Origin of the sequence: Actinocrispum wychmicini (assembly GCF_004345645.1) — a bacterium.
GTDB lineage: Bacteria > Actinomycetota > Actinomycetes > Mycobacteriales > Pseudonocardiaceae > Kibdelosporangium > Kibdelosporangium wychmicini.
Window position 1 is genome coordinate 1177665 of record NZ_SLWS01000001.1, and the last position, 14402, is coordinate 1192066.

The window sequence follows — 14402 nt, forward strand, 5'->3', positions numbered from 1 at the left end:
GTCAGCGGGCGCTTTCCGTCGCGGTGACGCCGTCGGCGAAGCCCCGGCAGTACTCCCAGCTCACGTACGCGCCCGGGTCCGGGTCGAACGCCGGCTCGTGCGGCCGCATCCGGCCGTCGTTGAGCAGCTGTTCCAGGCTGGCGCGCAGCAGTGCCCAGTCGTGGTAGTGCGGCTCCTGGCACTCCGAGCAGTCCACCACCACGCCCTTGATCCCGCGCGGCTCCAACAGCGCCTGGTAGACGGCCAGGTCGGACAGGTCTGTCAGCAGTTCCGCCCGCTCCTCGTCGGCCATCGGCGGACCGATGTCGTCGTCGGGGTCGGCGATGGCCCGGGCGGGGTCGTCCGGGTCGCCCGCGAAGGGGTCTGGGGGCAATGCGTCGTGCGGCACGGTCTCGCACGGTACCGAACGGTCCCCGGACACTGTCCAGATACCATGGTGTCAACGGCCTCGCCTGGGAAAACTCCCGGTGCAGGCACACGTCAGGCGTAGGAAGGCCCGCCCCCACCATGACCAGCGAGCTCACCTCCCACGAGGTACCGAGCAAGTTCGCGATGCTCGGCCTGACCTTCGACGACGTCCTGCTGCTACCCGCGGCCTCCGACGTCGTCCCCAGCGAAGTGGACACCGGTACCCGGCTGTCCCGGAACGTTTCCCTGCGCATCCCACTGGCCTCGGCGGCGATGGACACCGTCACCGAGTCGCGGATGGCGATCGCCATGGCCCGTCAGGGCGGCATCGGTGTGTTGCAGCGCAACCTGCCGATCGACGTGCAGGCCGGCCAGGTGGAGACGGTGAAGCGGTCCGAGGCCGGCATGGTGACCGACCCGGTGACGTGCTCACCCGACGACACCCTGGCCGAGGTGGACGCGATGTGCGCCCGCTACCGGATCTCCGGCCTGCCGGTCACCGACGCGGCCGGCAAGCTGGTCGGCATCATCACCAACCGGGACATGCGGTTCGAGGTCGACCACACCCGCAAGGTCAGCGAGGTGATGACCAAGGGCCCGCTGGTGACCGCCCAGGTGGGCGTGTCCGCGGAGGCCGCGCTCGGCCTGCTGCGCCGGCACAAGGTGGAGAAGCTGCCGATCGTGGACGGCGCGGGCAAGCTGCGCGGCCTGATCACGGTCAAGGACTTCGTCAAGACCGAGCAGTACCCGATGGCCACCAAGGACCCGGACGGCCGGCTGTTGTGCGCCGCCGCGATCGGGGTCGGCGACGACTCGCACAAGCGCGCGATGGCGCTGGTGGACGCGGGTGTGGACGTGCTGATGGTGGACACCGCGCACGGCCACCAGCGCAACGTGGTGGAGATGGTCCACCGGTTGAAGAAGGAACTCGGCGACGTGGTGGACGTGGTCGGCGGCAACGTGGCCACCCGGGCCGGCGCCCAGGCGCTGGTGGACGCGGGCGCGGACGGCGTGAAGGTCGGTGTCGGCCCGGGCTCCATCTGCACCACACGGGTGGTGGCCGGCGTGGGGGTGCCGCAGATCAGCGCGATCTACGAGGCCGACCAGGCGTGCCGCCCGGCCGGCGTCCCGGTGATCGGCGACGGCGGCATCCAGTACTCCGGTGACATCGCCAAGGCGATCGCGGCCGGCGCCAGCTCGGTGATGCTCGGCAGCCTGCTGGCCGGCACGGCCGAGTCGCCGGGCGAGCTGATCCTGCACAACGGCAAGCAGTACAAGACGTACCGCGGCATGGGTTCGTTGGCCGCGATGCAGTCGCGCAGCGAGAGCAAGTCGTACTCCAAGGACCGGTACTTCCAGGACGACGTGCTCGCCGAGGACAAGCTGGTGCCCGAGGGCATCGAAGGCCGGATCCCGTTCCGCGGGCCGCTGTCGTCCGTGGTGCACCAGCTGGTCGGCGGGCTGCGCTCGGGCATGGGCTACACCGGGGCGCACACCATCCCGGAGTTGCAGCAGGCCCAGCTGACCCGGATCACGGCGGCCGGGCTCAAGGAGAGCCACCCGCACGACATCACCATGACTGTCGAAGCACCGAACTACACGACTCGTTGAGAATTGGCCGGATGACGGGATTCCGGCTCGGGGAAGGACACTGACAGTGCGGGACCTTGTCGAGATCGGCATGGGCCGGACGGCGCGGCGCGCCTACGAGCTCGGGGACATCGAGATCGTGCCGTCCCGGCGGACACGGTCGTCCAAGGACGTGTCCACGGCGTGGCAGCTGGACGCGTACCGGTTCGACATCCCGCTGGTGACCCACCCGACGGACGCCGTCGTGTCGCCGCGCACCGCGGTGGCCGTCGGTGAGCTGGGCGGTCTCGGTGTGCTCAACGCCGAAGGGCTGTGGGCCCGTCACTCCAGTGTGGACGATGTGCTGTTCCGGCTGATCGAGGCCGCCGACCGGGCGACCGAGGCCGGCGAGGTCACCAAGGTGTTGCAGGAGCTGCATTCCGCGCCGATCCAGGCCGACCTGGTGGCCAGCGCGATCAAGGAGGTCCGCGACTCCGGCGTCACGGTCGCGGCCCGCGTCAGCCCGCAGCGGGCGGCCGAGCTGACCCCGGACCTGATCGCCGCGGGTGTGGAGATCCTGTTCGTGCAGGGCACGATCGTGTCCGCCGAGCACGTCGCCCGGGACGGCGAACCGTTGAACCTCAAGAGCTTCATCGAGGGGCTCGACATTCCGGTGGTGGCCGGTGGCGTGCACGACTACCGCACGGCCATGCACCTGATGCGGACCGGTGCGGCCGGCGTGACCGTCGGCTACGGCTACAGCGGCGGCGTCACCAGCACGGACAGTGTGCTCGGCATCGGCGTCCCGATGGCGACCGCGATCATCGACGCGGCCGCCGCCCGGCGGGACTATCTCGACGAGACCGGCGGCCGGTACGTGCACGTCCTCGCCGACGGTGGCATGGAGACCAGCGGCGAGATCGCCAAGGCCATCGCGTGCGGCGCCGACGCCGTGATGCTCGGGGCACCGCTGGCCAGCGCGACCGAGGCGCCGGGCCAGGGCCTGTACTGGACGGCCGCGGCCGCGCACCCGTCGCTGCCGCGCAGCCGGGTCGTGCCGGCCGCGGACAGCGAAGTGGACCTGCGGCAACTGCTGTTCGGGCCGTCGACGGACGCCGACGGCGTGCTCAACCTGTTCGGCGCGTTGCGTCGGGCGATGGCCAAGACCGGTTACTCCGACCTCAAGGAGTTCCAGAAGGTCGGATTGACCATCCGCGGCTGACCGACAGAAACTGGGGTGGGTTTTGCGCACGATTCTGGCGCGCGGCAAAGGCGTCGCGTTGGCGGAGTGGACGGACGGCGACGGCGAGTGGTTCGACGAGCACAGTGACGGCGTGTTCGACGTGGACCGCGACGGTCGGCCACTGCCCTTCACGGCGCCCATCCATCGAGCGGTGGTGACCACTGAGGACGGTGCCGAGGTGCTCGGCGTGGTCTCGTGGCACCCGGTCACCTACGGCCCCAGTTATGGGTGCCTGGCGTGGAACTTCGGCCGTGCGCTGCTGCCGTCCGCGCGGGGCCGGGGGATCGGTACCGAGGTGCTGCGGCTGCTGGTCCGGCACCTGTTCGACTCGACCGACATCGATCGGATCGAGGGAAGCACCGACGTCACCAACACGGCGGCCCAGCGGTCGATGGCGAAGGCCGGGTTCACCCGGGAGGGTGTTGTGCGGGGCGGGCAGCTGCGGGACGGCGAACGGCACGATCTGATCAGCTTCAGCATCCTCCGGTCCGATGTTACCGACGAGAAACTTACCGCTAGTCAGATCGGCCGGGCCGAACTAGCCTCAGGGGATGGCTGACTACGACGTCATCATCGTGGGCTCCGGCTTCGGCGGGAGTGTGGCGGCGCTCCGGCTGACCGAGAAGGGCTACCGGGTGGCCGTGATCGAGGCCGGCCGCCGGTTCGCCGACGACGAGTTCGCGAAGACGTCATGGGACCTGCGCCGGTACCTGTGGGCGCCGGCGGTCGGCTGCTTCGGCATCCAGCGGATCCACATGCTGCGGGACGTGATGGTCCTGGCGGGCGCTGGTGTCGGCGGCGGCTCCCTGGTCTACGCGAACACCCTCTACCGGCCGCTGGAACCGTTCTACCAGGACAAACAGTGGGCCCACATCACGGACTGGCAGGCCGAGCTGGACCCGCACTACGACCAGGCCAGCAGGATGCTCGGCGTGGTCACCAACCCGACCGTGACCCCGTCCGACGAGGTGATGCAGAAGGTCGCGGCCGACATGGGGGTCGCGGACTCGTACCACCCGACCCCGGTCGGGGTGTACTTCGGCAAGGCCGGCGAGACCGTCGGCGACCCGTACTTCGGCGGCGCGGGCCCGGCCAGGACCGGGTGCACCGAGTGCGGATCGTGCATGACGGGCTGCCGGGTCGGCGCCAAGAACACCCTGGTCAAGAACTACCTGTACCTGGCCGAACAGGGCGGCGCCAAGATCATCCCGATGACCACGGTCACCGGGATCGCCCAGCGCGCCGACGGCACGTTCGACGTGGCGATCCGCAAGACGGGCAAACGTTTCCGGCACTCGCTGACCGCGACCCAGGTGGTGCTGGCCGCCGGAACCTGGGGCACCCAGCAGTTGTTGCACCGGATGAAGGACTCCGGTGCCCTGCCGCGGCTGTCGGACCGGTTGGGTGAGCTGACCCGGACCAACTCCGAGGCGATCATCGGCTCCGGCCGGTTCACCGTGGACCCGGCGCTCGACTTCAGCCGCGGGGTGGCGATCACCTCCTCCATCCATCCCGACGCGCACACCCACATCGAGCCGGTCCGGTACGGCAAGGGCAGCAACGCCATGAGCCTGATGCAGACCATCGCCACCGATGGCTCCTTGGAGGTCCCGCGCTGGCGGCAGGCACTGCGGTTCATGGCCAGGCATCCGATCCAGACCGTCCGCCTGCTCAACGGCTACCGCTGGAGCGAACGGACCGTGATCCTGCTCGTCATGCAGAGCCTGGACAACTCGATCACGACGTACCTGGACAGCGGCCTGTTCGGGCGCAAGCGGTACACCTCACGGCAGGGGCACGGCGAACCCAACCCGAGCTTCATCCCCGCCGGGCACCAGGCCAACCAGTTGACCGCCAAGCACATCGGCGGGGTCGCGGGCGGAACCTGGGGCGAGGTCTTCGACATCCCGCTGACCGCGCACTTCCTCGGCGGCTGCCCGATCGGCACGGACGCCGGCAGCGGGGTGATCGACCCGTACCACCGGGTCCACGGCTATCCCGGACTGTCCGTTGTGGACGGCGCGGCGGTCACGGCCAACCTCGGCGTGAACCCGTCGCTGACCATCACGGCCCAGGCCGAGCGGGCGTTCTCGATGTGGCCCAACAAAGGCGAGGGGGATCCGCGGCCGGAGCAAAGTGCGGCGTACCGTCGGCTGGACCCGGTCGCCCCCGCACATCCCGCCGTTCCGTCGAACGCGCCGGCAGCACTGACCTACTAACTAGTTGGCGGCATTCACCTTGGCCGCGAGTTCGTCGTCGCTGCCGATGAAGCCGAGTTGCTGGAGCACGCCGAAGCGGTCGGTCAGGCCGTGGAAGTAGACGATCTTCCCGTCGCGCAGCCGGACCCAGACGAACCCCGTCCACTCGGCGGGCCGGCCGGTCGCCTCGGCCCGCCGGTAGAACCCGGTGCCGGTGGCGCGCAACGTGATCCGGGCGGCGACTGTGTCACCCTCCTCGACCATCCCGTCGAGGGCCACGTGGATGTCCGGGAACGAGCTGAGCATCTGCTCCCAGCCCGTGCGGAACGCGGCGATGCCTCCTTCGGCGGGAGCGTCCACCACGATCGGGCCTTCCTCAGTGACGTCGTGCGCGATCACCTCGGCGAGGTTGGTCAGGTCATGGGTGTTGATAATCGAGACGAACCGCTCGACTACGGCCTTCTGCATGTCGCCTCCTCCTTTACACTGTAAAACAGTACTCTCGTATTTACGGTGTAAAAACGTCAAGAGGTGTGGATGTGAAGCTGAGCACGGAAGCGGTCCTGGACGCCGCGCTGCGGTTCGTCGACGAGCACGGCCTGGACCGTCTGTCCATGCGCAAACTGGGCGCTGAGCTGGGTGTCGAGGGCATGGCCCTGTACTACTACGTGCCCAACAAGGACGCGTTGCTCGACGGGATGGCCGAACGGGTGACCGCCGCGATCGAGGCGCCCGCTCTGGACCTGGCGTGGCAGGAGTGGCTGCGGGCGTTCGCCGGCAGCATGCGACTGGCCCTGTTGCGACACCCGGCCGTGCTCCCGCTGGTGGCGACGCGGAACGTGATGGCACCCGAGTTCCTGGCCGTGTTCGAACGGGCGTTGGCCGTCCTGAACGCTTTTCAACCCCGGCAGGCCGTGCACGTCTTCAATACCGTGACGACGTTCGTGCTTGGCCATGTGCTCGCCGAGGCGGGTCGGAGCGACGGCCCACCGCCGACGTTCCCGGCCGGATACCCGTTGATCGAACGGGCCGTCCAGGATGGCGCCGGCGACCAGGACGACCTGGAGAGGTTCCAGTTCGCGATCGACGCGCTCGTCGACGGGTTCGAGCGCCGGATATGCACGTGACGCCATTGTTGTGCGAACGAGCGGCACGGCACTCATGATGGGGAGGTCGGGAGGAGTCGGGGATGATGGATCGGCGCGCTTTCTTGCTGGCTGGGGTGGGTGTGGTCGCCGCGGCGTGTTCCGGCGGCGGCACTGAGCCCAAGGCGCAGCCGAGCGGCACGTTGCCGTCGCCGACGTCGACCACGACGCTCCCGCCCGGACCGCCGGACTGGCCGGCGTTGCGGTCCAAAGTGTCCGGTGGGCTGCTGCTGCCCGGCGACGCCGACTTCGACACCACGTACCGGGGGTTCAACTCGTTGCGGGACAGTCGCAAGCCCGCGGCGGTGGCGCTGTGCAAGAAGAACGAGGATGTCCAGGCCTGTGTGGCGGTCGCGCGCGGCTCGAAGATCCCGATCGCGGCGCGCAGCGGCGGCCACAGCTACGCCGGATACTCGACACCAGAGAACGGACTGCAGGTCGACGTACGGGCCATGGCCGACGTGGAGGTCCGTCCGGATGGGACGGTCCGGATCGGAGCCGGGGCCAAACTGGCCGACGTGTATGCCGCGTTGGCCAAGGCCGGCCGGTGCCTGCCCGCCGGCTCGTGCCCGACGGTCGGCATCGCCGGGCTCACGTTGGGCGGCGGGATCGGCGTGCTGTCAAGGAAGTTCGGGCTGACCTGCGACCGGCTGGACGCGGTCACGGTGGTGACGGCGGACAGTCGGGTCGTCACCGCGACCAAAGGCGCGGACGCGGACATGTTCTGGGCGATGCGCGGCGGTGGCGGCGGGAACTTCGGCATCGCCACCGAGTTCATCTTCACCACCGAGCCGGCGCCGGAGCTGACCGTGTTCTCGCTGAGGTTCCCGGCCGGCTCGGCCGCGAACGTGCTGGGCGAGTGGCAGCAGTGGGTCACGCGGATCCCGAACGAGCTCTGGACGAACATGGTGATCACCGGCGGCAGCCCGCCGACCTGCCGGGTTGGTGGCTGTTTCGTCGGGTCGGTCGGCGCGCTCAACTCGCTGGTGGCCGACCTGCTCAGCCGGACGTCCGCCCGCCCGGCGTCCCGTTTGGTGCAGTCCAAGGGATATCTCGACGCGATGCGTTACTTCGCCGGTGGTGGCGCCGCGCCGAGCCGAGAATCCTTTGTGGCCTCTTCACGGATGTTGTCCGGCCCGGCCGACGATCCGGCGGCACTGGCCGATCTGGTCGCCGGAAAGTCCGATATGGACATCCTGCTGGACAGCCTCGGCGGCGCGGTGGCCGAACCGGGGTCGGCCGCGACCGCGTTCCCGCACCGCAAAGCCCTTGCCAGTATGCAGATCTACCACAAGACAACGCCGGCCGCGGCCGACCGTGCGAACGCGCAGCTGGACGACGTCCGTGACCGACTGGGCGCGATGACCGGCGCCACCGGCTACGTCAACTACATCGACCCGGCTATGCCGGACTGGGCGAACGCGTACTACGGCGCCAACCTGGACCGTCTCAAAGGGATCGCGAAGCAGTACGACCCGGACGCGGTCTTCGCCTTCCCCCAAGGGATTCCGCGCTAGGCACCAAGACAGATAAAGGGCCGGCGCAGCGGGTCCGCTGCCACAGCCTCGGCCAGCGCCACGGCCGGTGGCGCGCCAGCGGCCAGCGCCTGGTGGTAGTCGTCCATCGCGGCCGCGGCCGGCTGGTCACCGACCCGGCTCGCGGCGGCGACCACGGTGTTCACGCCACCCGCGAGCAACGCCCCGGCGAACCCCAACGCCTCGTCACCCGGCCGGATCCGGTTCAGCGCCAGCTCACAAGCGGCCAGCACGACCTGTTTCGGCGGTCGCCGCAGCCGCGCCAATTCATGCGCGAACAGCGCGCCATCGACAAGTTCCAGCTTGGAGAACAAGGCGTTGTCGGCCTCGTGCTCGCCGTGCGCGGCGATATGTGCGAGTTCGGCACCGTCCAAAGCAGCCAGCACGTGCTTGACGTCAGCTTCGTTGCCGGCCAACAGGATCGCTTTGTCGTGGTGAGCAGCCAGCTTGTCGATCTCGCCGACGGCAGCGGTCAACCCAGGCCCGCGGACGAGCACGATCTTGCTGCCGTTGGAGCTGGTGCGGGTCGCGGCGAGCCACGCGGTCGCCGAAGGCGCGACCACAACTGGCCGGCCGCGTAGTGACTCCAGAACGCCCCATGGTACCGCGTAAAGCGCACCGGTGGGAACGATCACCAGGTCACGGTTGCCGGTCAGCTCGTTGATCGGCTTCATCAACTGTGTGTCCAACGCGTCCGCCTGCTTGTGCGCCGACGCGGAAACGGCGTCGAACAACGGTCCCGGCAGGAAGTCCGGGGCCATCGCGTTGAGGTCCGCGTGCAGCCGTCGGGCCGACTCGACCGCCCGTGCGGCCGCTCCAAGGCGCACCAGCCGCACTCGGCCGTCCACCACGACCACGGCCAGCATCTCGTCGCCGGACACCGCGAAGCTGACCAGGACCCGTCGCCCCAGCGCGGCACTCACCTCGCCAACTCCGGCCACCGGCCGGGGTTGGCCCCAACGGCTCGCCGCGTGCCAGCCAAGGCGCATCGCCGCGCGCTGGCGTTCGGCGTACCGGGACCGCAGCGCCGCAGTGGGCCGGCCGTCCAAGCGGGCCTGGCGCAGCGAGTACCCGAGGCTGCGGATCTCCGCGATCAGGTCGACCAGTTGCGGGTCCTCGATCCCGGAAACCGGTTCGTAGCGGTACATCTGCGCCCGGGTGCGCTCCAGCCAGCCGAACATTCGACGAGCCGAGTCGCCCCCGTCGAGCACCAGCCGGACCGCCAGGTCACCAAGCTCCTGACCATGGATCGCGGTGCCGGACACCAGTTCCAGCGCACCCATCCGGTCGCGGGCCTGCCCAAGCTCGGCCAGCCCGGCCCGCGCCTGGGCGAACGCCTTGCGTCGATTGCCTTGCGCGGCAGCAAGTTCGGCCCGGGTCAGACGCAACAGCATGCGCTGCTCGATGGATGCGAGCGGCCCTGGCCGGCGTACCCCGGCGAGCAGTTCAGCGGCCTGGTCCACCTTGCGCCGCCGCACTTCCAGCCGGGCGGCGAGGGTACGGGCGAGCGCCGCCTCGTCCAGCAGCCGCAGGGAAGTCAAATCGGCGGCCTGCCGCATGGCTTTCGCCGGCAACGCCGCCGGAATCTTGGCCTGTGCCAAGGCACGTGCGGTGTCCACGCGGAGCCCGAGCAGGGCCGCGACCGCTGCCCACGCCTCGTTGCCCCGTCGCATGAACCGGCGCCGAGCCGACAACGCCAGCTTGCGCGCCAGGCCGAGGTCGTCCTCCAGCATGGCCGCGGTGGCCCGAGCCACCTCCGCCTCAGCCAGGTCCTGCGGCGCGTCCATCCCCGGCAGCACCTCGTCGAGATACCGGCCAGCCTCGTCGGCAAGGCCGCTGGCGAGCAGCGCGTGCGCCTGGTCGACCCGCAACCGCGGCAGGATGCCGGGGGCAATGTCCAGGTAGATACGTTCCGCGCGTTCGTACCTGCGCAGTGCGCCCGGGATGTCGCCGGAACGGCGGCTCAGGTCACCCAGGTTGTGGGCGGCTTGCGCAGCGCGCATCGGCAGGTTCCGCGCCATGGCCAGGTCAACCGCGCGATTCAGGTCGCCGGTCGCCGGACGGAGGTGGCCGAGGATCACGTTCGCCAGGCCACGCAAAATCAGCGAGGTGATCAGCGACTCGTGCAGTCGATCCGGCTCGTCCGTGCCCAGCTCGATGGCCCGTTCCTTGTGCACGATCGCCGTTCCGAGCAGGGGCAGGCCCTCCTCATCCCGGCCCGCCCGCATCAGAACGGTGGCGAGGTTGTGGTCGACGAACCCGCTCAGCTCGGAGCGGACCGACCCCTCCGGCAGCTGCTCGATCTGCGGGCGCAAGCTCACCAGTAGGGCTGTGCCCTCCTTGGTCGTGGTCAGTTCGGCCTGGATCATCGCGAGCGTGATCATCAGCCGGATCCACGTGCGGGTCCAGTCGATGCCTCGGTTGGCCGCGTCGACTTCCTCCAGCACCGCCTGCCCGCGGCGCAGCAGCCGGATGGCTTCCGCGTGGCGGCCGGCGTTGCCGATCACGAGCCCCTGCCGGTGTAGCTCGCGTCCTTGCCGGATCAGCTCATGGGGATCGGCCGCGGGAACTGGCACCTGACTATGAGATCACAGATGGTTAAAGAACGAAGCCCACCAGTCGGTGGGCTCCGTCCGATTCAGCTGGGTGAGAGCCCGTCAGTCGGTCACTTCGTTAGCGGGTCGCACGTCGTCGCCCTTCTCCTGGGCTGACTCGTCCTTCGCCTGGGCCGACGGGTTCGGCACGTCGAACGGGTACGTGCCGTCGACGCGATGCGGCGCCTTGCCGTGCTCGGGTTTCGGCTTGCCGTGCTCGTTTTTCGGCTTGGGCAGGTCGAACGGGTACGTACCCGTCGGCCGGGTGTCGACGCGCTCGTCGGGTTCCGGCTCCGGGTCCGGCTCCGGCTTGGCGAGACCGACGATTGCGTCGAACTCCTCGCCCTCTCGTGTCGTCGGGTTCGTCATGAGCGGTTTCCTCCCTCGTGAGCGCGCTCTTGAGCACGTCCTCCCCGAATCCCAGGTCGTGAGCGACGTAACGACTCTGGGTGATCAAACCGGGCTCCTGCGCGGGAACCAAGGCGAATCTACCCCACGAATGGCGGTATGGGAATTACTTGGAGCAATGAAACAGTGCTCCCTTTACGCCGATTGTGACGGAATTGACTTAATCAGAGGCTAACGTTTGTCAGCACGGTTATCCGCTCCTCGGACAGGTCCGCCATGGCCGACCGGACGCCTTCGCGGCCGAATCCGGAACCCTTCACCCCGCCGTACGGCATCTGGTCCGCGCGGAACGACGGAACGTCACCGATGACCACCCCGCCCACCTCAAGCTCCGCGCCCGCCCGAGAGGCCACCTGCAGATCCTTCGTGAACACCCCGGCCTGCAGGCCGTACGCGGACTCGTTCACCTGGTCGAACGCCTCATCCACACTGTCCACAACAGACACCGCGAGGACCGGGCCGAAGATCTCCTCGGCCCACGCCTTGCTGTCCTTCGGCACGTCCTGCAGCACGGTCGGCCGCACGTTCCGGCCCTCGCGCCCGCCGCCGACAAGCAGTTTGGCGCCCTGTGCGGTGGCCTCGTCGATCCATTGGACGATCCGCTCGGCCGCCGCGGTGTCCACCACCGGACCGACTTCGACGTCGGGGTCGTGCGGGTCGCCGTCGCGTAGGGCGCGGACGGCGTCGACGAGCTTGCCGATGAACTCGTCGGCGACCGACCGGTCCACCAGCACCCGCTGGACGGCGATGCACGACTGGCCCGCCTGGTAGTTGCCGAACGTGGCGATCCGCTTGGCCGCGAACTCCAGGTCCGGCCAGTCCGCGCACACCACGGCCGCCGCGTTGCCACCCAACTCCAGCACGAAGTGCTTGCGCGGCGCGGCGTCCATCAGCGACCAGCCCACCGGGCCGGATCCGGTGAACGAGACCACCGGCAGCCGGGGGTCACGCACCAGCGCGGCGGTCGCCTCGTTGCCCACCGGCAGGACGGAGAACGCACCCGCCGGCAGGTCCGTCTCGGCGAGCAGGTCCCCCAGGACCAACGCGGACAGCGGCGTGCGCGGCGCGGGCTTGATCAGGATCGGCGCGCCGACCGCGATCGCCGGCGCGACCTTGTGCGCCACCAGGTTCAGCGGGAAGTTGAACGGCGAGATGCCCAGCACCGGGCCCTTGGGGAACCGGCGCACCAGGGCGATCCGGCCCTCGCCGCCCGGCTCAGTGTCCAGCCGCTGCAGCACACCGTCCGACCGGCGGGCCTCTTCGGCCGCGAACCGGAACGTCGACACCGCGCGGCGCACCTCGATCTCCGCCCACCGCAGCGGCTTGCCGTTCTCCGCCGTGATCAGCTCGGCCAGTTCCTCAGCCTGCGCCGCCAAACCACGCGACACGTGTTCGAGCGCGGCCGCCCGAACGTGCGCGGGCGTGCTCCGGAACTCCCTGGCGACCGCCGCCGCGGCCGCGACGGCCCGCTCGATCTGCTCCGGCCCGGGAACCGCGACCGAGGCCACCTCGGAATCGTCGAAAGGGTGTGTGACGGTCAGGACGTCCACACCCTGCTCGGGCTGTCCGGCGATCCAACAAGGACGAGGAGTGGGCGTGTACGCATCCATAGCATGCACGGTAGTCACTCCTCCGTGTATGCGTTCACGCACTCCCCGTTAAGACGCGTACCCCACACGGTTGATCAAGACCCAGGCTGAGATGCTGGGACCTGCGCACATGTTGTTTTCGTGGAGGAGCACCACAGTGTCCGACGCCACTGCCCGGCCCGTGCTCGTGGTCGACTTCGGCGCCCAGTACGCCCAGCTGATCGCCCGGCGGGTCCGGGAGGCTCAGGTGTACTCCGAGGTCGTCCCGCACACCGAGTCGGTCAAGGAGATGGTCGCCCGCGACCCGGCCGCCATCGTCCTGTCCGGCGGTCCCGCGAGCGTGTACGCGGAGGACGCGCCGAGCGTCGACCCGGCACTGTTCGACACCGGCGTCCCGGTGTTCGCGATCTGCTACGGCTTCCAGGCGATGGCCCGGGAGCTCGGCGGCACGGTCGAGGCGACCGGCATCCGCGAGTTCGGCCGCACCGAGCTGACCGTGCGCGGCGGCGTCCTGCACGACGACCTGCCGGCGCGGCACCCGGTGTGGATGAGCCACAACGACAGCGTCACCCAGGTGCCTGAGGGTTTCACCGTGACCGCGACCAGTGACGGCGCCCGCGTCGCCGGCTTCGAGAACGTGGCCCGCCGGTACGCGGGCGTGCAGTACCACCCTGAGGTCGGGCACTCGCCGCACGGCCAGGAGGTGCTGCGCCGGTTCCTGCACGAGATCGCCGGCATCCGTCCCGAATGGACAGTCGCGTCCATTGTGGATGACCAGGTGCGGGCGATCCGGGCACAGGTCGGCGACGGCCGCGCGATCTGCGGCCTGTCCGGCGGGGTGGACTCCGCGGTGGCCGCGGCGTTGGTGCAGCGGGCCATCGGTGACCGGCTCACGTGCGTGTTCGTCGACCACGGCCTGCTGCGCGCCGGGGAACGCACCCAGGTCGAGCGGGACTTCGTCGCCGCGACCGGGGTGAAGCTGGTCACCGTCGACGCGCGCGAACGGTTCCTGACCGCGCTGGCCGGCGTGACCGACCCCGAGGAGAAGCGCAAGATCATCGGCCGCGAGTTCATCCGGGTCTTCGAACAGGCCGCGCGGGACATCAAGGCTGAAGGCGGCGTGGACTTCCTGGTCCAGGGCACGTTGTACCCGGACGTGGTCGAGTCCGGCGGCGGCGCGGGCACGGCCAACATCAAGAGCCACCACAACGTCGGCGGCCTGCCCGACGACCTGAGCTTCCAGCTGGTCGAACCGCTGCGCACGCTGTTCAAGGACGAGGTCCGCCGGGTCGGCCTCGAGCTCGGCCTGCCCGAGACGATCGTGCACCGCCAGCCGTTCCCCGGCCCCGGCCTGGGCATCCGGATCATCGGCGAGGTCACCGCGGGCAACCTGGAGATCCTGCGGGCGGCCGACGCGATCGCCCGCGAGGAACTGACCTCCGCCGGCCTGGACCGCGACATCTGGCAGTGCCCGGTCGTCCTCCTCGCGGACGTGCGAAGCGTTGGCGTGCAAGGAGACGGCCGAACCTACGGGCACCCGGTGGTGCTCCGCCCGGTGTCCAGCGAGGACGCGATGACCGCGGACTGGAGCCGGCTGCCGTACGACGTCCTCGAACGGATCTCCACCCGGATCACCAACGAGGTCCACGAAGTCAACCGGGTCGTCCTGGACATCACGAGCAAGCCACCCGGCACCATCGAGTGGGAATGACG

The 14402-nt window shown here is 69.6% G+C and carries 12 protein-coding genes; 7 read left to right on the forward strand and 5 right to left on the reverse strand.

The window, feature by feature from the left end; translation table 11 throughout:
* Nucleotide 1: 1 nt before the first annotated feature.
* Complete coding sequence (locus tag EV192_RS05990) at nucleotides 2-388, reverse strand: DUF5319 domain-containing protein (RefSeq protein ID WP_207925894.1); 387 nt, start codon at nucleotides 386-388, stop codon at nucleotides 2-4.
* Nucleotides 389-507: 119 nt separating this feature from the next.
* Here EV192_RS05990 and guaB point away from each other — a divergent pair, with 119 nt between their 5' ends.
* The 4 genes from guaB to EV192_RS06010 are packed head-to-tail and all read left to right on the forward strand — an operon-like array spanning nucleotide 508 to nucleotide 5439.
* Complete coding sequence (guaB, locus tag EV192_RS05995; protein WP_132111821.1) at nucleotides 508-2019, forward strand: IMP dehydrogenase; 1512 nt, start codon at nucleotides 508-510, stop codon at nucleotides 2017-2019.
* Nucleotides 2020-2065: 46 nt separating this feature from the next.
* Nucleotides 2066-3199: a GuaB3 family IMP dehydrogenase-related protein gene (locus EV192_RS06000; protein ID WP_132111823.1), complete on the forward strand. Its 1134-nt coding sequence runs from the start codon at nucleotides 2066-2068 to the stop codon at nucleotides 3197-3199.
* A gap of 22 nt (nucleotides 3200-3221) precedes the next feature.
* Nucleotides 3222-3779, forward strand: a complete 558-nt coding sequence (locus EV192_RS06005; RefSeq protein WP_165960222.1) for a GNAT family N-acetyltransferase — start codon at nucleotides 3222-3224, stop codon at nucleotides 3777-3779.
* Nucleotides 3772-5439, forward strand: coding sequence for a GMC family oxidoreductase N-terminal domain-containing protein (locus tag EV192_RS06010; RefSeq protein ID WP_132111827.1), 1668 nt, complete (start codon nucleotides 3772-3774; stop codon nucleotides 5437-5439). Before EV192_RS06005 ends, EV192_RS06010 begins: the two co-directional genes overlap by 8 nt.
* Here EV192_RS06010 and EV192_RS06015 read toward each other — a convergent pair whose 3' ends face one another.
* Complete coding sequence (locus EV192_RS06015; RefSeq protein WP_132111829.1) at nucleotides 5440-5886, reverse strand: ester cyclase; 447 nt, start codon at nucleotides 5884-5886, stop codon at nucleotides 5440-5442.
* Nucleotides 5887-5957: 71 nt separating this feature from the next.
* Here EV192_RS06015 and EV192_RS06020 point away from each other — a divergent pair, with 71 nt between their 5' ends.
* The gene (locus EV192_RS06020; protein ID WP_207925895.1) at nucleotides 5958-6545 is read left to right on the forward strand and encodes a TetR/AcrR family transcriptional regulator C-terminal domain-containing protein; all 588 of its coding nucleotides are present in this window, start codon (nucleotides 5958-5960) and stop codon (nucleotides 6543-6545) included.
* Nucleotides 6546-6610: 65 nt separating this feature from the next.
* The gene (locus tag EV192_RS06025; protein WP_243726648.1) at nucleotides 6611-8080 is read left to right on the forward strand and encodes an FAD-binding oxidoreductase; all 1470 of its coding nucleotides are present in this window, start codon (nucleotides 6611-6613) and stop codon (nucleotides 8078-8080) included.
* Here the strand turns inward: EV192_RS06025 and EV192_RS06030 are convergent.
* The 3 genes from EV192_RS06030 to EV192_RS06040 all read right to left on the reverse strand — a co-directional run bounded on the left by EV192_RS06030 (nucleotide 8077) and on the right by EV192_RS06040 (nucleotide 12710).
* Complete coding sequence (locus tag EV192_RS06030) at nucleotides 8077-10674, reverse strand: CHAT domain-containing protein (protein WP_132111833.1); 2598 nt, start codon at nucleotides 10672-10674, stop codon at nucleotides 8077-8079. The genes EV192_RS06025 and EV192_RS06030 overlap by 4 nt on opposite strands.
* Nucleotides 10675-10755: 81 nt before the next feature.
* Nucleotides 10756-11061, reverse strand: coding sequence for a hypothetical protein (locus EV192_RS06035; protein ID WP_132111835.1), 306 nt, complete (start codon nucleotides 11059-11061; stop codon nucleotides 10756-10758).
* Nucleotides 11062-11264: 203 nt separating this feature from the next.
* Nucleotides 11265-12710, reverse strand: coding sequence for an aldehyde dehydrogenase family protein (locus tag EV192_RS06040; RefSeq protein WP_132111837.1), 1446 nt, complete (start codon nucleotides 12708-12710; stop codon nucleotides 11265-11267).
* A gap of 136 nt (nucleotides 12711-12846) precedes the next feature.
* On the opposite strand from EV192_RS06040, the gene guaA reads away from it, so the two are divergent.
* The gene (guaA, locus tag EV192_RS06045) at nucleotides 12847-14400 is read left to right on the forward strand and encodes a glutamine-hydrolyzing GMP synthase (protein ID WP_424923339.1); all 1554 of its coding nucleotides are present in this window, start codon (nucleotides 12847-12849) and stop codon (nucleotides 14398-14400) included.
* Nucleotides 14401-14402 lie beyond the last annotated feature (2 nt).